This is a genomic window from Massilia orientalis (assembly GCF_030411975.2).
GTDB classification, from domain to species: domain Bacteria; phylum Pseudomonadota; class Gammaproteobacteria; order Burkholderiales; family Burkholderiaceae_D; genus Telluria; species Telluria orientalis.
In genome coordinates, this window is the sequence record NZ_JASNRB020000025.1 from 34997 (window position 1) to 51349 (window position 16353).

General features: G+C 67.1%; 18 protein-coding genes and 1 tRNA gene. 14 read left to right on the forward strand and 5 right to left on the reverse strand.

Translation table 11 applies throughout. The features are described 5' to 3' along the window. Positions 1 to 9: 9 nt before the first annotated feature. A complete protein-coding gene (locus QPK29_RS28445) occupies positions 10 to 219 on the reverse strand; it encodes a M13-type metalloendopeptidase (RefSeq protein ID WP_371771829.1) in 210 nt (69 codons plus the stop codon). Here QPK29_RS28445 and QPK29_RS28450 point away from each other — a divergent pair. From QPK29_RS28450 to QPK29_RS28465, 4 genes are all read left to right on the forward strand, one after another. Beyond that, the gene (locus QPK29_RS28450) at positions 218 to 1060 is read left to right on the forward strand and encodes a CAP domain-containing protein (RefSeq protein ID WP_371771828.1); all 843 of its coding nucleotides are present in this window, start codon (positions 218 to 220) and stop codon (positions 1058 to 1060) included. The two genes, QPK29_RS28445 and QPK29_RS28450, sit on opposite strands and share 2 nt — an antisense overlap. 75 nt (positions 1061 to 1135) lie before the next feature. After that, a complete protein-coding gene (locus tag QPK29_RS28455; protein WP_056129274.1) occupies positions 1136 to 1585 on the forward strand; it encodes a MarR family winged helix-turn-helix transcriptional regulator in 450 nt (149 codons plus the stop codon). Positions 1586 to 1631: 46 nt separating this feature from the next. Continuing rightward, the gene (locus tag QPK29_RS28460; RefSeq protein ID WP_056129272.1) at positions 1632 to 2060 is read left to right on the forward strand and encodes an organic hydroperoxide resistance protein; all 429 of its coding nucleotides are present in this window, start codon (positions 1632 to 1634) and stop codon (positions 2058 to 2060) included. Positions 2061 to 2292: 232 nt separating this feature from the next. Further along, entirely contained in the window at positions 2293 to 3747 is a 1455-nt protein-coding gene (locus QPK29_RS28465; RefSeq protein ID WP_371771827.1) for a catalase, read from the forward strand. A gap of 3 nt (positions 3748 to 3750) precedes the next feature. Here the strand turns inward: QPK29_RS28465 and QPK29_RS28470 are convergent, their stop codons facing one another. Beyond that, positions 3751 to 4446 (reverse strand): alpha/beta fold hydrolase, encoded by a 696-nt coding sequence (locus QPK29_RS28470; RefSeq protein WP_371771826.1) that lies wholly within the window; start codon positions 4444 to 4446, stop codon positions 3751 to 3753. Between the two features lie 135 nt (positions 4447 to 4581). Here QPK29_RS28470 and QPK29_RS28475 point away from each other — a divergent pair, with 135 nt between their 5' ends. The 7 genes from QPK29_RS28475 (at position 4582) to QPK29_RS28505 (ending at position 12086) form a co-directional block, all read left to right on the forward strand. Then, the gene (locus QPK29_RS28475; RefSeq protein WP_371771825.1) at positions 4582 to 6288 is read left to right on the forward strand and encodes a methyl-accepting chemotaxis protein; all 1707 of its coding nucleotides are present in this window, start codon (positions 4582 to 4584) and stop codon (positions 6286 to 6288) included. 78 nt (positions 6289 to 6366) lie between these two features. Next, on the forward strand, positions 6367 to 6852 hold the full coding sequence (locus QPK29_RS28480; protein WP_056129259.1) for an acyl-CoA thioesterase: 486 nt from the start codon (positions 6367 to 6369) through the stop codon (positions 6850 to 6852). A gap of 36 nt (positions 6853 to 6888) precedes the next feature. Continuing rightward, positions 6889 to 6964 (forward strand) — tRNA-Phe (locus QPK29_RS28485). A 67-nt stretch (positions 6965 to 7031) separates the two neighbouring features. After that, positions 7032 to 7376, forward strand: a complete 345-nt coding sequence (locus QPK29_RS28490; protein WP_105380867.1) for a zinc ribbon domain-containing protein YjdM — start codon at positions 7032 to 7034, stop codon at positions 7374 to 7376. 104 nt (positions 7377 to 7480) lie between these two features. Then, positions 7481 to 9160, forward strand: a complete 1680-nt coding sequence (locus QPK29_RS28495; RefSeq protein ID WP_371771824.1) for a GH39 family glycosyl hydrolase — start codon at positions 7481 to 7483, stop codon at positions 9158 to 9160. Between the two features lie 114 nt (positions 9161 to 9274). Beyond that, positions 9275 to 11434 (forward strand): alkaline phosphatase family protein, encoded by a 2160-nt coding sequence (locus QPK29_RS28500; protein ID WP_371771823.1) that lies wholly within the window; start codon positions 9275 to 9277, stop codon positions 11432 to 11434. Between the two features lies 1 nt (position 11435). Further along, on the forward strand, positions 11436 to 12086 hold the full coding sequence (locus QPK29_RS28505) for a hypothetical protein (protein WP_371771822.1): 651 nt from the start codon (positions 11436 to 11438) through the stop codon (positions 12084 to 12086). A gap of 9 nt (positions 12087 to 12095) precedes the next feature. On the opposite strand, the gene QPK29_RS28510 is transcribed toward QPK29_RS28505, so the two are convergent. Next, positions 12096 to 12308, reverse strand: coding sequence for a hypervirulence associated TUDOR domain-containing protein (locus tag QPK29_RS28510; protein ID WP_371771821.1), 213 nt, complete (start codon positions 12306 to 12308; stop codon positions 12096 to 12098). 174 nt (positions 12309 to 12482) lie between these two features. Between QPK29_RS28510 and QPK29_RS28515 the strand changes: the two genes are divergently transcribed. Beyond that, positions 12483 to 13382 (forward strand): aspartyl/asparaginyl beta-hydroxylase domain-containing protein, encoded by a 900-nt coding sequence (locus tag QPK29_RS28515; RefSeq protein WP_371771820.1) that lies wholly within the window; start codon positions 12483 to 12485, stop codon positions 13380 to 13382. A gap of 64 nt (positions 13383 to 13446) precedes the next feature. Then, on the forward strand, positions 13447 to 14178 hold the full coding sequence (locus QPK29_RS28520; RefSeq protein ID WP_056129240.1) for an HAD family hydrolase: 732 nt from the start codon (positions 13447 to 13449) through the stop codon (positions 14176 to 14178). Here the strand turns inward: QPK29_RS28520 and QPK29_RS28525 are convergent. Beyond that, positions 14147 to 14614, reverse strand: a complete 468-nt coding sequence (locus QPK29_RS28525; RefSeq protein WP_400189876.1) for a hypothetical protein — start codon at positions 14612 to 14614, stop codon at positions 14147 to 14149. The two genes, QPK29_RS28520 and QPK29_RS28525, sit on opposite strands and share 32 nt — an antisense overlap. Beyond that, the gene (locus QPK29_RS28530; RefSeq protein ID WP_449821244.1) at positions 14607 to 15767 is read right to left on the reverse strand and encodes an MGDG synthase family glycosyltransferase; all 1161 of its coding nucleotides are present in this window, start codon (positions 15765 to 15767) and stop codon (positions 14607 to 14609) included. The genes QPK29_RS28525 and QPK29_RS28530 overlap by 8 nt, the downstream gene beginning before the upstream one ends. Positions 15768 to 15896: 129 nt before the next feature. On the opposite strand from QPK29_RS28530, the gene QPK29_RS28535 reads away from it, so the two are divergent. Further along, positions 15897 to 16337 carry a hypothetical protein gene (locus QPK29_RS28535; RefSeq protein WP_371771817.1) on the forward strand — a complete coding sequence of 147 codons (441 nt, stop codon included), beginning with the start codon at positions 15897 to 15899 and terminating at the stop codon, positions 16335 to 16337. Positions 16338 to 16353 lie beyond the last annotated feature (16 nt).

The window sequence follows — 16353 nt, forward strand, 5'->3', positions numbered from 1 at the left end:
CCGGACGCGTTACCAGAACACGACGCGGTCCTGCGGCGCCAGGTACATCCGGTCACCCGGCTTGACGGCGAACGCGTCGTAGAAGCCCGGGTGGTTGCGCAGGCTGCCGTTGACGCGGCATTCCGACGGCGCGTGCGGATCGGATTTCACCTGGGCGATCGGCGCCGCATCGCGCGCCTTGCCGCGGCGCGCCGGCGTCCCCATCTGGGTGAGGACCATGCCTGCCCTCACCCGCCTACTCCTGCTCGCCGCCACGCTGGCCGCCGCCGCGCCCGCGCATGCGGACGAGCTCGCCAACCTGATCAATGCGTACCGTACCGCGCCCGGTACCTGCGACGGCGCGCCGGCAGCGCCGGTTTCCGTGCTGAACGTCGAGCCGGCGCTGTCCCGCATCCGCATCGGCCCCGGCACCTTCCTCGAATCCGCCCTGCAGCGCGCCGGCTACGAGGCCGCGCATGCCGAGGCGATCACGGTCACGGGGTCGCCGGATGCGCGCGCCGCAATGGACGTCATCGCACAAAAATACTGCCGCACCTTGCGCGCCGCGGAATTTGCGGCGGTGGGCACGGCGCACGTGGGCGACGACTGGCAGGTCGTGCTGGCGCGGCCCGTCGTCATTCCGCCGCTGCCCGAATGGCCGGACGCCGGCCGGGACATCCTCGCGCTCGTGAACGCGGCGCGCGCGCAACCGCGCACGTGCGGGACGCAGGCGTTCGGCCCGGCCGGTCCGCTCACGTGGAACCCGCTGCTGGGCCAGGCCGCCCTCTTGCACAGTACGGACATGGCACAGAAGCACTACTTCAACCACAAGCAGCCGGACGGCAGCGTGCCGGCCGACCGGGCAACCAGGGCCGGCTACCGCTGGGCGCGCGTCGGGGAAAACATCGCATCGGGCCAGCGCACGCCCGAGGACGCCGTCGCATCGTGGCTGGACAGCCCCGGCCACTGCGCCAACATCATGAATCCCACGTTCACGGAAATGGGCGCGGCCTACGCGATCAATCCGCAGAACCGCAACCGCACCGCCTACTGGACGCAAGTCTTCGGCACGCCGCGCTGATCATTGAGCCAGGCTATGGCGTTCATAAAAACAAACATATTGCGCACAATTAAATTGCACGCTATAGTTCAACCCATGGAAACGAACGACGCAAATGCAGCTCTCCTGCTCGACAACCAGTTGTGCTTCGCACTCCATTCGGCATCGCTGGCGATGACGAAGGTGTACAAGCCGCACCTGGACAAGCTGGGCGTGACGTATCCGCAGTACCTGGCGCTGCTGGTGCTGTGGGAGCGCGACGGCCTGAGCGTGTCGGACATCGGCGAGCGCCTGTACCTCGATTCCGGGACGTTGACCCCGCTGTTGAAGCGGCTCGAGGCCCAGGGCCTGGTCGACCGGTCTCGCGACCCGCAGGACGAGCGCCGCGTGGTGATCCGGCTGACGGCGGCGGCGCGTGCGCTGAAGGAACAAGCGGCCGGCATCCCGGCCTGCATCCTGGGCGCCACCGGTTGCGACGTGCAGGACGTTGTAAGACTCGTCGGCGAAATCAAAGCGATGCGCGCCAGGCTCGCCGGCGCAATGTAAGACGATTTATGTGCAGTACGAACTCAACCACTGAAAGGATAACGCCATGACCACCAAACTCGATAAAGTCCTGTACACCGCCAAGGCCCACACCACCGGCGGCCGCGAAGGCGCCTCCCGCACCGACGACGGCCTGCTGGACGTCCGCCTGGCACCGCCGAAGGAAATGGGCGGCAAGGGTGATGCCACCAACCCGGAACAACTGTTCGCCGCCGGCTACTCGGCCTGCTTCATGGGCGCCATCAAGTTCGTCGCCGCCCAGAAGAAAGTGGTCGTCCCGGCCGATGCGTCGATCGACGCCAGCGTCTCGATCGGCCCGATCCCGAACGGTTTCGGCCTGGCCGTGGAACTGGCCGTGAGCCTGCCGGGCCTGGACCGCGCCGTGGCGCAGGACCTGGTCGACGCGGCCCACATCGTGTGCCCGTACTCGAACGCGACCCGCGGCAATATCGACGTCACGCTGAGCCTGATCTAAATCAAACCGGGGTCAGAGCCCTGATTTGGGAAATTTACCAAAATCGGGCTCTGACCCCGGTGTTCGAGCAATAGTCCGCTGCTACGAGGATGCTTTTAGGTAATTAATTTTATCTATTAGATCCATATAAACGGATAGTTTGCACGAATGCCCCGCAAGCTCTACCATGGTTATGAATAGATCACAGCTATCGATGAATATTCGTCGATAGCTTAACCATGAAAGAGCCGCCATGACCCAACTGACCACCGCCTCCGGTATTCCCGTCAACGACAACCAGAACTCGATCACGGCCGGTCCGCGCGGCCCCGTGCTGCTGCAGGACTTCCACCTGATCGAGAAGCTGCAGCACTTCAACCGCGAGCGCATCCCCGAGCGCGTCGTGCACGCGAAGGGTTCGGGCGCATACGGCACCTTCACCGTCACCCACGACGTCAGCAAGTACACGAAGGCGAAACTGTTCGCGGCCATCGGCAGGCAGACGGAAACGTTCCTGCGCTTCTCGACCGTCGGCGGCGAAAAAGGCTCGGCCGACACGGAACGCGATCCGCGCGGTTTCGCCGTCCGCTTCTACACCGAGGAAGGCAACTGGGACCTGGTCGGCAACAACACGCCGACGTTCTTCCTGAAGGACGGCATCAAGTTCCCGGACTTCATCCACACGCAGAAACGCGATCCGCAGACGAACCTGAAATCCGCGCAGAACGTGTGGGACTTCTGGAGCAAGGCGCCGGAGAGCCTGCACCAGGTGACGATCCTGTTCTCGGACCGCGGCACGCCGGACGGCTACCGCCACATGGACGGCTTCGGCAGCCACACCTACAGCCTGATCAACGACGCGGGCGAGCGCGTGTGGGTCAAGTGGCACTTCAAGACGCTGCAGGGCATCAGGAACCTGACGGCGGCGGAAGCCCAGCGCCTCGCCGGCGTCGACCCGGACTATGCGCAGCGCGACCTGTTCAACGCGATCGCAACAGGCGACTACCCGCGCTGGAGCGTGGAGATCCAGGTGATGGACGACGCCCGGCGCGCCGCCTGGGAAGCGCAGACCGGCTGGGATGCGTTCGACCTGACCAAGGTGTGGCCGCAGGGAGAATTCCCGCGCATCCCCGTCGGCATCCTGGAGCTGAACCGCAATCCGGACAATTACCACGCCGACGTCGAGCAGGCCGCCCTGTCGCCGTCGAACATCGTGCCGGGCCTGGGCTACAGCCCGGACAAGATGCTGCAGGCGCGCCTGTTCGCCTACCACGACGCCCAGCTGTACCGCGTCGGCACGAACCACCAGCACCTGCCGGTGAACCGTCCGCGCTGCCCGTTCCACAACCAGCAGCGCGACGGCGCGATGGCCGTCGCCAACGGCGGCGCGGCGCCGAATTATGACCCAGTGCATGCGGACGTCCCGGCCGTCGGCGGCTTCGGCCACGGCGACGCCGGCTGGCCGGTGGAAGGCAACGCGGGCCGCTACGACACCCGCGCCACCGACGACCACTTCACGCAGGCGGGCAACCTGTTCCGCCTGCTCACCGAAGAAGGCAAGCGCAACCTCATCGCCAACATCGCCGGTTCGCTGTCCAATGCGGATGCCGCCACGCAGGATCGCCAGATCGGCCATTTCCTGAAAGCGGACACGGCGTACGGCCAGGGCGTGGCGGAGGCGATCCGCGCGCTGCAGAACCAGGCGTAAGCGTCAGCCTTCCGCCTGCGCGGCCAGCCAGGGCACGATGACGTCGAGCAGGCGCTGCGGCGCCTCGATCGGAATCATGTGGCCCGTGTCCTCGATGACGGCGAGCGTGGCGCCGGGGATGGCGGCCGCCATCTCCTGCGCTTCCGCCAGGCTGCGCAACTGGTCGTTTTCCGCCGCCACGACGAGCGTCGGGCAGCGGATCTCGCCTGACCGTTCGAGGTCGCCCGGCCGGTCCAGCAGCGACTGCCGCCGGAACACCTCACCGCCGAGGCGCATGCCCATCGCGCGGATTCGCTCGATCAGCGCGTCGTTGTCGCGCTGCTTCGGATGCAGCGACGTGGCGACGGCCGTGCGACTGAGGCCGCTGAAGGCGATGGACGGCGCCGCGTTGCCGATCGCGCCCTTGCGCTTCTGCAGCGCGGCCGTGTCGCCGCGGGTGGACGTCGACATCAGCACGAGCGCGCGCACCCGGTCGGGCGCCTGGCGCGCGATCGCGCGCGCGACATAGCCGCCCATCGAAAAACCCACGAGCAGGAAGGTCGGCGGCGCCGTCGCGAGGACGCGGCGCGCCATCGCCTCGACCGACGTGTCGTGGCGCAGGTCGGCATGGACGACGGGACCGAAGCGCGCCAGCGCCGGCACCATGTCGTCCCATAACGTTTCATCGGCCATGAAGCCGGGGACAAGAAGGATAGCCATGGTGCCATCCTAGCCGATTTCACCCGCGCCGGATGGGCATGCCATCTATCCGGCACTGTCCTGAGTCGCCTCAAGGCGGACCGGCCCCGTTGCGATTTTCATTGACTCTTGTTGCCCGGAAACCCAAGGAGTCCCATGAAATCCATCGCCACCATCGGCGTGCGCAACCAGCTCAGGTTCGCGTTCGCCGTCGTCATCGTGCTGTCGTTCCTCGCGACGGCCATCGCCATCTGGCGCCTGCAGGTCCTGTCGGACGACACCCAGGCGCTCACGCAGCGTCCGCTCGTGAAGGAGCGGCTGATTTCCGGCTGGCTGCTGAACACGTCGGTCGCCGCCAAGCGCACCGGGGCCATCGCCCGCTCCGCCGATCCGGAACTCGCGACCTACTACGCCGCCGAAACGCAGGATTCGACGACGCGCACCACCGCGCTGCAGAAGCAGGTCGGCGACCTGCTCGGCACGCCGGAAGAACGCGCCGTGTTCGAGCGGATCGGCACGGCGCGCCAGCGCTACATCGTCACGCGCGACCGCGTGATGGCGCTCAAGAAGGCGGGCAACGATGCCGAGGCCCGCAAGGTCTTCGACGACGAATTCGTGCCCGCCGTGACCGCATACCTCGGCCAGGTCAAGGCGCTGCTGGAGCTGCAGCAGAAAGAGATCGATACCCGCGTCGCCACCGTGCTCGCGTCCGCGGACCGCAGCAGCCACGTCCTCACCGCGCTGTGCCTCGCCACGCTCGTCTTCAGCATCGTCGCCGGCACGTTGTGCGCGCGCATCCTGTTCCGGCGCCTGGGCGGCGAACCGGCCCGCGCCGCGCAGGTGGCGGCCGAGATCGCGGGCGGCAACCTGTGCGTGGCCGTGCCGGTGGTCGCCGGCGACAAGGACAGCCTGATGGCCGCCCTCGAGCGCATGCGCGCGAGCCTCGCCGGCATCGTCGCGGACGTGCGCGCGGGCACCGGCACGATCGTCGCCGCCGCCACGACGATGGCCGGCGAGGCGCAGGACCTGTCGCACCGCACGGAAAGCCAGGCGCAGGCGCTGGAAGAGACGGCGTCGTCGATGGAAGAACTGACGCAGGCGGTCGGCCAGAACGCGACGAGCGCCGAGGAAGCCAACCGCATGGCCGGCGACGCCGCGCGCGTGGCGCAGCAGGGCGGCGCGATGGTCGGGCAACTGGTCGACACGATGGGCGCGATCAATGCGTCGTCCGCGCGCATCGTCGACATCATCGCCGTCATCGACGGCATCGCCTTCCAGACGAATATCCTGGCCCTGAACGCCGCCGTGGAAGCGGCGCGCGCCGGCGAGCAGGGGCGCGGCTTCGCCGTCGTCGCCGCCGAGGTGCGCGCCCTCGCCCAGCGCTCGGGCGCCGCCGCGAAGGAGATCAAGGACCTGATCGACGCTTCCACCCAGCGCGTGGCCGACGGCGCGACCCTGGCGGGGCAGGCCGGCCAGACGATGCGCGACATCGTCGACAGCATCGGCCGCGTCACCGGCATCATGAACGAGATTGTCGCGTCCAGCCGCGAACAGGCCAGCGGCATCGGCCAGGTCAACCAGGCCATCGTGCAGATGGACGGCGTCACGCAGCAGAACGCGGCGCTCGTCGAGGAATCGGCGGCCGCGACGCGGGCGATGCATGCACAGGCGCAGGCGCTGGCCGGGCTGGTGGAAGTGTTCCGGGTCCAGGCGAAGGCCCAACCGGCGCCGAAGCCGGCGCTGCCGTCGGCACGCCGCGCGGCGCCCGCTGCCGCGCCCGCGCCCCCAGCCCGGCCGGCACGGAAGCCCGTTGCCGCCCGCAAGACCCCTGCCACGGTGGAGGCGGACTGGGAAGCGTTCTGACCAAACGATAGGGGTTGTTGCCGCAACCGGGTTTCTCAGGCAACATCCTCCCTATTCTTCATCTTTACGCTCGACGCCATGAACCTGCCTGCCCACCAACTCACCATGACGGTCCTGATGACGCCGGACACCGCGAACTTTTCCGGTAACGTGCACGGCGGGAACATCCTGAAACTGCTCGACCAGGTGGCCTACGCCTGCGCCAGCCGCTATGCCGGCACCTATGTCGTGACGATGAGCGTCGACCAGGTGACGTTCCGCCAGCCCATCCACGTGGGCGAGCTGGTGACGTTCCTGGCCGCCGTGAACTACACGGGCCGCACGTCGATGGAAATCGGCATCAAGGTCGTGGCCGAGGACATCCGCACGCAGCAGGTGCGCCACGTGAACAGCTGCTTCTTCACGATGGTGGCCGTGGGCGACGACAAGCAGCCCGTCCCCGTGCCGCCGCTGCGCCCCTTCGGGCCGGACGAGCTGCGCCGCCACAAGGAAGCGAAGGCCCGCAAGGAGCTGCGCCTGGCGCTCGATCGCCAGCATGAGGAACGTGCCGCAGCAAAAAATTAGGGTTTTTTGTTAAGCCGTGCTATACTGCGCCGCCTTGGCCTGGTAGCTCAGTTGGTAGAGCAGAGGATTGAAAATCCTTGTGTCGGTGGTTCGATTCCGCCCCGGGCCACCAAGAATTCCAGCAACGCCAACCCCTGCGGTTGGCGTTTTGCATTCCACTGTCCCTTTCACACCCTGCCATGACGACCTTGCCTCCCTGCCCCACCTGCGGTTCCACGCTGACTTACGAAGACGGCATGGGCAACTACGTTTGCCCGGAATGCGCGCACGAATGGCCCGTCAAGGCCGACGCGGCGGCGGAAGAGACGGCCCGCGTGTGGCGCGATGCGGCCGGCAATGTGCTGCAGGACGGCGACACCGTCACCGTCATCAAGGACCTGAAACTGAAGGGCGGCGGCGGCGTCGTCAAGCAGGGCACCAAGGTCAAGAACATCCGCCTCGTCGACGGCGACCACGACATCGACTGCAAGATCGACGGCTTCGGCGCGATGAGCCTGAAGTCGGAATTCGTCCGCAAGAGCTGAGCGGGCGATATCCGATCCGGTATCGACACCGGAAAAACCGTCATTGGACGGCCATCGTGGATCGGCCTAGCATCACCCCATCGGACCGATCCACGAGAAAAAAAATGAAGAGACACCTCGCCGCCTTCCTCCTCGCGGCCTGCGCGCCGCTGCACGCCGCCGAACCTTCCACGCCACAGCCGGTCAGGCTGGCCATCGACGCCACGCAGGTCAAGGGCCCCATGACGCCCATCTGGGCCTGGTTCGGCTACGACGAACCGAACTACACGACGGCGCCCAACGGTAAAAAGCTGCTGAGCGACATCGCCGCGCTGAGCCCCGTCCCCGTGTACGTCCGCGCGCACAACCTCATGACGTCGGGCGACGGCAGCTATGCGCTCAAGTGGGGCTCGACGAATATGTACAGCGAGGACAAGGACGGCAAGCCGGTCTACGACTGGACGATCATCGACCGCATCTTCGACACGTACATCGAACGCGGCATGAAGCCGCTGGCGCAGATCGGCTTCATGCCGGAAGCGCTGTCGCAGCGCCCGCAGCCCTACCGCCACCATTGGAAGCCGGGCACGCCCTACAAGGAGATCATGACCGGCTGGGCCACGCCGCCGAAGGATTACGCCAAGTGGTCCGAGCTGGTCTACCAGTGGGTGAAGCACAGCGTGGCGCGCTATGGGCAGAAGGAAGTCGAGAGCTGGTACTGGGAAGTGTGGAACGAGCCGGACGGCCTCTACCTCATCGCGCCGGACACGAAGCGCGAGTACTTCAAGATGTACGACTACGCGGCCGACGCGGTGAAACGCGCGCTGCCGACGGCGCGCATCGGCGGGCCGCACACGGCCGGCGCGGGCCGCTTCATGGACGACTTCCTGCAGCACTGCCTGCACGAGACCAATTACGCGACCGGCAAGACCGGCACGCCGCTGGACTTCGTCGCCTTCCACGCCAAGGGCGCGCCTAAGGTCGTCGACGGCATCGTGCGCATGGGCATGGACGCGCACTTCCGCCACCTCGACGAAGGCTTCGCGCTCGTCGAAAAATACCCGGAGCTGAAGAACGTCCCCGTCATCATCGGCGAATCCGACCCGGAAGGCTGCGCCGCCTGCGGCATGCAGACCAACCCGGAAAACGCCTACCGCAACGGCACGCTGTACGCCAGCTACACGGCCGCGTCGATCGCACGCGAATACGACCTGGCCGCACGGCGCGGCGTAAACCTGATCGGCGCGGTGAACTGGTCGTTCGAGTTCGAAGACCAGCCGTGGTTCGCGGGCTTCCGCGACCTGGCGACCAACGGCGTCAACAAGCCGGTGCTGAACGTGTTCCGCATGCTCGGCAAGATGCGCGGCGAGCGCGTGGCGGTGACGGGCGACCGCGCCTACGACGCGGCCCGCATCCAGGCCGCCGGCGTGCGCGGCGCGCGCACCGACATCGATGCGCTGGCGGCGAAGGACGCGCACAGCGTGTCCGTCCTGGTCTGGAACTACCACGACGACGACATCATCGACGCCGGCTCGCCCGTCGAACTGCGGATCGCCGGCATTCCCGCCAAACGGGTGCAGATGCGCCACTACCGCATCGACCAGGAGCACGGCAACTCGTACGCCGCGTGGAAGCGCATGGGCTCGCCCGCAAACCCGACGCCGGCGCAGGTGGCCGAGCTGCAGAAGGCCAGCGAGCTGGCGGAGCTCGCTCCCGCGTCGACGCTGCAGACCACGGACGGCACGGCGACCGTCAGGATGCAGTTGCCGAGGCAGGCGGTGTCGCTGGTGACGCTGACCTACTAACATTACCGGAGGATTAACTTTGTAACGTAATGTGCCGCCAGGCCCTGCTGTCACGAACCTGTCACGCCCCTCGCCCATCCTGCGCTCGATTCCCACCCGACCAGGAGATCCCTCGTGAGGTTAGCAACGACCTTCATTACCCCGCTCGCGCTCGGCATCCTGCTGGCTGCCTGCGGCAGCGACAGCGACGGCGGCACCACGACCGCATCCACCACGCCGAATACCAGCACGACCGCGCCGGCCACGCCGACTGCGACCCGCACCATCGTCATGGTGTGGGACGGCCTGCGCCCCGATTCCGTCAACGCGACGGACACGCCGAACCTGTACGCGCTGCGCCAGAGCGGCGTGAACTTCAGCGACAACCACTCGACCTACCCGACCTTCACGATGATGAATTCGTCGTCGTTCGCGACGGGGTCGTTCCCGAAGACCAGCGGCTTCTACGGCAACACGTTCTGGACGCCGCCGCAGGGCAGCGCCAACACGATCCCGGCCGGCAGCGGCGCGGGCGGCAGTGCCCAGGATTACCAGGACCCCGTGTTCACCGAGGACTACGCGGTGCTGGCCACGCTGAACGATTACTACGGCGGCCAGATGCTGCTCGTGAAGAGCCTGTTCGCCACCGCGCAGGCGGCCGGCCTGACGACCGCCACCATCGGCAAGTCGGGCGCCGCGTACCTGCAGGACCTCGGCAAGGGCGGCGTCTTCGTCGACGAGAACACCGTGCAGCCGCGCAGCCTCGTCACCGAGCTGCAGGGAGCGGGCTTCGCGCTGCCCTCGAACGTCGTCAAGAATTATTCGGGCAGCGACGCCGTCACGCTCGCCGGCAATAACGGCAACCCGACGGCGCGCGCCGGCTACGTCACGTTCAACACGACGGCGTTCGACCCGGACGGCAAGGTCGCCATCGCGGCGCGCGATTCGGCCGACACGACGCAGGGCGCGCCGGAAGACGCGGCCAACAAGTACATGATGTCGGTGTACACGCAATATATCCTGCCGCAGAAGAAGCCGATGCTGTCGCTGATCTGGTTCCGCACGCCGGACAACGTCGAACACGGCTACGGCCCGGGCAGCGCCAACATGAAGGCCGGCCTGCGCTCGCAGGACGCACGCCTCGGCGAACTGATCGCCGCGCTGCGCGCCAACGGCTTGGACAGCTCGACCAATATCGTCGTCGTGTCCGACCACGGCCACTCCAGCGTTTCCGGTCCGGTGGCGACGTTCCCACTGCGCGCCATCACGGCCTCAAGCACCGTGCCCAACGGCGGCGTGAGCGGCGCGGCAATCGGCGCCGCGGATCCGAACGGCTACTCGTTCTCCGGCGACGTGCGCTCGGCCGACCTGCTGACCTACCGCGGCTTCGCGGCCTATGACGGTTCCGGATGCTCGACGAGCGCGATGTATGGACTCACCGCCGACGGCAAGCCCGTCATCCCCGTCAAGGTCGACACGAGCGGCAGCCTGTGCGGCAGCGCGAACACGAAGTACCAGGCGATCAGCGCGGCGCTCGCGAAGCCGGTGGCCAGCTTCAAGGTGCCCGCGCCGGGCAGCCTGCCGGCCAACGGCATCGTCGTCGCGGCGAACGGCGGGTCCGACTACTTCTACGTGCCGGGCCACGACGCGGCCACCGTCCAGAAGCTCGTGACGTTCCTGCAGCAGCGCGAGGAATACGGGGCGATCTTCGTCGACAGCCGCTACGGCAGCATCCCCGGCACCTTGTCGCTGGCACAGGTGAACCTGGAAAACGCGAAGCGCCAGAACAATGGCCAGCCGGACGTCGTCGTGTCGTTCTCGTGGGACTACAACACGGCGGTGCAGGGCATGCCGGGCATCGAGTTCGAAAGCGTCGGCGGCCAGCGCGGCATGCACGGCAGCTTCGGCATCTCGGACGTGCACAACACGCTGATCGCCAACGGCCCCTCGTTCCTGACGAATAAAGTCGTGACGACGCCGTCCGGCAACGTCGACGTGGCACCGACCGTGGCCTACCTGCTCGGCCTGTCCATGCCGCAGGCCGACGGCCGCGTGCTGAACGAAGGCCTGGCGACGCCCGCCACGAAGGACCAGCCAACGGTGACGCCGTCGACCGTGACCCCGGCCGCCGCCGCGACCGGCCTCACGTTCGAGCTGCCGACGGATCCGACCGGCGCCGCGAAGGACACGGCGCTCGCCAGGGGCATGTACAGCATCGAGCTCTCGGTGAAAGACCTGACCGTGGGCGGCAAGTCGTACCGCTACTTCGACTCGGCCCGCGCGGTGCGCAACTGACATGAAGTACGCCCTTCCTGTCTGCATGGTGGCCGCGGCCATCTTGTCCGCGCCCCTGTCCAGCGCCGCCACGCTGGACTTCGACCACGTCTTCAGCACGCGCGGCGAGCCGGCGGCCACCCATTTCGAGGCCACCTATCTCGCCGGCGGTGTCGAACACCACGTGGAAGTCTGGCGCGACGGCGAGCGCCGCATCCGCCGCCGCACGGACGACAAGGCCGAGAGTTTCGCGCTGCGTACGCCGGGCAGCCCGGACTACCGGCTGTCCGTGCTGGATCTCGGCAAGAAAATCCGCACGGACATCGACCGCGACAACCTGTACCGCATCGGCCAGTTCACCGACTGGTTCGATCTCGGCCATGGCCTGCGCCATCCGAAGGGCGGCTACCGCCTCGTGCCGGCCGTCTCGCCGCACGAGGCCGCACGCGCCATCGGCGCCTGCGAATGGGTCGCGCTCGTCCAGGGCACGCAGACGACGCACGTGTGCTGGAGCACGACGGCGAAGCTGCCGCTGCTGATCCAGGCCGCGGACGGCCGCACCGTGTGGCGGGTGACGCACGTCGATCACAAGACGATCCCGGACAAGGTGTTCGCCATCCAGGATGCCGGCTTCATCCGCAACGACGCGAATGCGGATATCGAGCGCGATTGAACGGGACCGCTAGTTGACCTTCTTCAGCGCACTGCCCCGGTGCGCTGCTTCCGCTCCCGTCTTGTCGCTGACGACGAGGTATTCCGGATGCTCGGGCGACGCCGCCACGGCATGCCGCTTGATCGCCGTGTGCGCCGTCAATTTCTGCTTGACCGTGCCGCGCACGGTTCCCTGCGACGAGTGCCACTCGACCTTGTCGCCGGGCTTGAATTCGTCCGTCATGACTGTCCTCCTCCGCGATGCCGAGGCGCCATTTCAGCATAAGCGCCGCGTCCGCCTCGCACGTTAGGGCCTCCGCTGCCGATTGAGGCAAGTCAGGCCGCCGCCGCAGGCGTTCTGCTGCAATGGCAGGGTTGCGCGTTGTGATCGCGCGCCCTTTCACTGCGGAGTCCGCCGATGCGCTGGATCGTCCTGTTGCTGTTCGTCGCCAGCGCGGTGGTCGTGCATCTGCGCGGCCGCGTGCGCCATGGCGTGTTCCGGCAGCTGTCCGACCACTCCACGTTCACGGCGCCGCTGAACTGCTTCTGCTACCTGTTTTCCGCCGTGCCGACGACGCCGTTCGTGCCCGCATCCTGCTTTCCCGAACTGGCGGATCTCAAACAGGAATGGCGCACGTTCCGCCAGGAAGCGCTGGCGCTGTACGAGATGCAGCGCATCCGCCCGTCCGACAAATACGACGACATCGGCTTCAATTCCTTTTTCCGGCGCGGCTGGAAGCGCTTCTACCTGAAGTGGTACGACAATCCACATCCATCCGCAGCGACATTGTGTCCGCGCACCGTGGCCATCCTGGAGCGCATCCCGTCGGTCAAGGCGGCGATGTTCGCGCTGCTGCCGGCAGGCGGCACCCTGGGCCTGCACCGCGATCCGCTGGCCGTGTCCGTGCGCTACCACCTCGGGCTCGTGACGCCCAACGACGACCGCTGCGCCATCGTCGTCGACGGCATCCCGTATGCGTGGCGCGACGGCGAGGACGTCGTGTTCGACGAGACCTATCTGCACGACGCCGCCAACCGGACGGCGCACGACCGCATCATCCTGTTCTGCGACGTCGAGCGTCCGCTGAAATACCGCTGGGCGCAGGCCGTCGGCCGCGCGGTTGGCGGCTTCATCCTGCGCGCGTCGGCGGCGCTGAACGAGATCGGCGACCGCACGGGCGGCCTGAACCGCGCGTTCCGCTACCTGTACGCGTTGCGCCGGTTCGGCAAGCGGTTGAAAGCCTGGAACCGCACCGTCTATTACGTCTTCAAATGGTTCCTGTTCGGCGCGCTCGCGTTCGTGCTGTTCTGGCGCTGATCTGTCATACGCCGGTAACGTGCTGGTGAGTATGATGAGGCAACGGAATCCGGCCACGACGCACATGTACAAATCCAGGAAACGCCTGCTGATCCTCGACGCGGACGGCACCACCATCGACGCCTTTTCCGCCATCGAAGCGGCCTTTTCGCGGCATGGACTGGACATCGGCGACGAAGCCCGGTTCCAGAAGCGCCACAACCTGTTCAAGTACCTGGGCGGACTGAAGGAATTCCCGGCTATCATCAAGAAGAACCTGCGCAGGAACAGCCGGTCCAGGCTCGTCGACAGCCTCACGGAGGTCTATCGCCAGGAAGCGACGATGTACGAAGGCATCCCCGACCTCGTGCGGGAACTGGTCGCCGCGCCGGACGTCGTGGTCGGCATGGTCACGCGCAACATCACGAACGAACCGCTGGAGACGCTGCGCCAGCTGTTCCAGCGCCACGACATCGACATCAATGCGCTCGACTTCCTCGTCCACATTCCGCTCTCGGAAAAGAAGACGAGCCAGTTCCGCGCCATCCGCGAACAATTCGGCATCAATCCGGCGCGCGCCTACGTGTGCGGCGACGAGCACAAGGATTTCACTGCCGCGATCGGCTCGGGCATGCATCCGTTCATGGTGTCGTACGGCTTCGAGGACTACGACCGGCTGACCGAGAAATTCGAGATTCCCCACGAGCTGATCTCGCGCACGTCCGGCGAACTGTGCCAGCGCATCCGTCACGCGCTGGACCTGGGCAAGGGTCGTGGCGGACCAGTCAGTACGCGTACCAGAACAGCAGCGCGCTGACGACGCCGAACATCCAGTAATCGACGGGCGCACCCGCGAACCAGCGCTTGTGCCAGGGGACCAGTTCGCGCTTGAAGCGGCGCCAGCCGAAAGCAGGATTGACGACGAACCACAGCCAGTCCTCGACGATCCAGAACAGCATCACGGCGCCGAGCGCGCGTGCTTCCAGCGGCAACGACCATCGTCCCACGAAGGCCAGCGGGAAGTGAAAAATGACGCCGATGAAGGAGAACATCCACGCGTGGTAGCCGGTCAGCGCGCGGCCGCCCCAGAAGATGTCGAGCAGCGGATGCTCTTCGATGCGCCAGGTGGGCAGGTTCGCGGCCCAGCCGGCCTCGCCTTCGATCTCGACTTCGACGCGGGCAAAAAAATATGCGGCAACGACGATGGCGGCCAGCGTCGCGACGAACTGGCCGGCATGGGAAAGTTCAAACACAGGCATCGATGAGTTCGGTCTGCTTCAGGATGGCCGCCAGCACGGCGGCCGCGGCATGGGAACGGCCCAGCGCGAGGGCGCGGGCACGCATGGTGTCGAGTTCGGCCGGATGGGCCATCAGGTAGCGCACGCGGTATTCCAGCGACGGCGCATCGAACGCTTTCATCGCGGCGCCATGTTCGAGCAGGAAATTGGCGTTGCGTTCTTCTTGCCCGGGAATCGACGCATTCACGATCATGGGCAGGCCCAGCGCCAGGCACTCCGCCGTCGTGGCGCCGCCCGGCTTCGTGATGGCCACGTCGGCGCAGGCCATCAGGCGCTCGACCTTGTCCGTAAAACCCTGCGGCACGAGCCGGCCCGGGTACGCGGCCGCCAGGCGTCGCAGCGCCGCCAGTTCCGCGGCATTGCGGCCCGCCAGCGCGATCAACTGAAAATTGCCGGGGATCGCCAGCAGGCGCTGCGCCAGCGTGGACAGGCCGCCCAGCCCCGCGCCGCCGCCCATCAACAGGAAGGTCATGCGGCCCGGATCGATGCCGAGTTCGCGGGCACACGCGGCGCGGTCCGGACGGCACATAAAAGCCGGCATGACCGGGATGCCGGTGACGTGGATGCCGTCGCGCGCGATGCCGTGTTTTTCCATCAGGAACGCCACTTCGTCATTGCCCGCGAAATAGCCGGCCATGTGCCGGTGCACCCACATGCGGTGCAGGTCGAAGTCCGTCACCTGCACCCACACGGGGCAGCGCAGCATGCCATCGGCAACCTCGCGCGACAGGATCTCGGCCGGCAGGAAATGCGTGCAGACGATGGCATCCGGGCGCAGCTCGGCGATTTTCGCCAGCAGCGGCGCGCAATCGCGCCGTTCGATGCGGCGCCGCAGCCGGTGCGCCCAGCCGTCCGGCGCGGCCGTATTCGTGTAATCGTAGACCCAGCTCCACACCGCCGGCGCGCGGCGCACGAGCATGATGTAGAGGTCGGCGTAGACCTGGCGCAGGCGCGGCGTCGCGTAGGCGGTCGCGTCCAGGTGGATGACCTCGGCGATGCCGGGGACGGCGCACGCGGCGGCACGGATCGCCTCGGCCGCGCGCGTATGGCCGGCGCCCGCGGGCACGCTCAGCACGAGGATGCGCTTGCCCGCCCTGCCTTCGTCCATCCAACGCCCACCCATCGCGCTCGCCTTGCCGTGCATATTGATGAGGGCAATGTAGCGGTTGAATATGACGGTGCCGTGACGGCGCGTGCGCCCCTTGCCAAGCGCTTCCGTGCACGCGATCATGGGCCCATGAACCCGCTCAACCTACCCCGCACCTTTGCCCGCCTGGCCGGCCTGGCCCTCTTGCTCGCGAGCAGCGCCTGCCGCAGCGATGCGCCGCAGGCACCGTCCACCGCCACGGGCAGCGCGCCCCTGCTGGCCCGCATCGAGGCCGAGCGTGGCGCCGCCGCCTGCGACACGGACGATCAATGTCACACGATCGGCGTGGGCCACAAGGCCTGCGGCGGCCCCGAGCGCTACCTCGCGTGGTCCAGCAAGAACAACGACGGCACGCGCCTGCGCGCGCTCGTGGCCGAACACGCGGCCGCGCGCCAGGCCGAGGACACCAAGAAGGGCATGATGTCGACCTGCTCCGTCGTCCCCGATCCGGGCGCGACGTGCGCCGCCGGCCAGTGCGTGCTGCGCGCCACGAACAGCGGTCCCGGCGGGATGGCACCCGTGGCACGCTGATACTTCATCACAAACG

Bases quoted from the DNA above. Each gene is read 5' to 3' on its own strand.
- QPK29_RS28450 (WP_371771828.1), top strand. From the start codon at position 218: ATGCCTGCCCTCACCCGCCTACTCCTGCTCGCCGCCACGCTGGCCGCC.
- QPK29_RS28445 (WP_371771829.1), bottom strand. From the start codon at position 219: ATGGTCCTCACCCAGATGGGGACGCCGGCGCGCCGCGGCAAGGCGCGC.
- QPK29_RS28455 (WP_056129274.1), top strand. From the start codon at position 1,136: ATGGAAACGAACGACGCAAATGCAGCTCTCCTGCTCGACAACCAGTTG.
- QPK29_RS28460 (WP_056129272.1), top strand. From the start codon at position 1,632: ATGACCACCAAACTCGATAAAGTCCTGTACACCGCCAAGGCCCACACC.
- QPK29_RS28465 (WP_371771827.1), top strand. From the start codon at position 2,293: ATGACCCAACTGACCACCGCCTCCGGTATTCCCGTCAACGACAACCAG.
- QPK29_RS28470 (WP_371771826.1), bottom strand. From the start codon at position 4,446: ATGGCTATCCTTCTTGTCCCCGGCTTCATGGCCGATGAAACGTTATGG.
- QPK29_RS28475 (WP_371771825.1), top strand. From the start codon at position 4,582: ATGAAATCCATCGCCACCATCGGCGTGCGCAACCAGCTCAGGTTCGCG.
- QPK29_RS28480 (WP_056129259.1), top strand. From the start codon at position 6,367: ATGAACCTGCCTGCCCACCAACTCACCATGACGGTCCTGATGACGCCG.
- QPK29_RS28490 (WP_105380867.1), top strand. From the start codon at position 7,032: ATGACGACCTTGCCTCCCTGCCCCACCTGCGGTTCCACGCTGACTTAC.
- QPK29_RS28495 (WP_371771824.1), top strand. From the start codon at position 7,481: ATGAAGAGACACCTCGCCGCCTTCCTCCTCGCGGCCTGCGCGCCGCTG.
- QPK29_RS28505 (WP_371771822.1), top strand. From the start codon at position 11,436: ATGAAGTACGCCCTTCCTGTCTGCATGGTGGCCGCGGCCATCTTGTCC.
- QPK29_RS28510 (WP_371771821.1), bottom strand. From the start codon at position 12,308: ATGACGGACGAATTCAAGCCCGGCGACAAGGTCGAGTGGCACTCGTCG.
- QPK29_RS28515 (WP_371771820.1), top strand. From the start codon at position 12,483: ATGCGCTGGATCGTCCTGTTGCTGTTCGTCGCCAGCGCGGTGGTCGTG.
- QPK29_RS28520 (WP_056129240.1), top strand. From the start codon at position 13,447: ATGTACAAATCCAGGAAACGCCTGCTGATCCTCGACGCGGACGGCACC.
- QPK29_RS28530 (WP_449821244.1), bottom strand. From the start codon at position 15,767: ATGGACGAAGGCAGGGCGGGCAAGCGCATCCTCGTGCTGAGCGTGCCC.
- QPK29_RS28535 (WP_371771817.1), top strand. From the start codon at position 15,897: ATGAACCCGCTCAACCTACCCCGCACCTTTGCCCGCCTGGCCGGCCTG.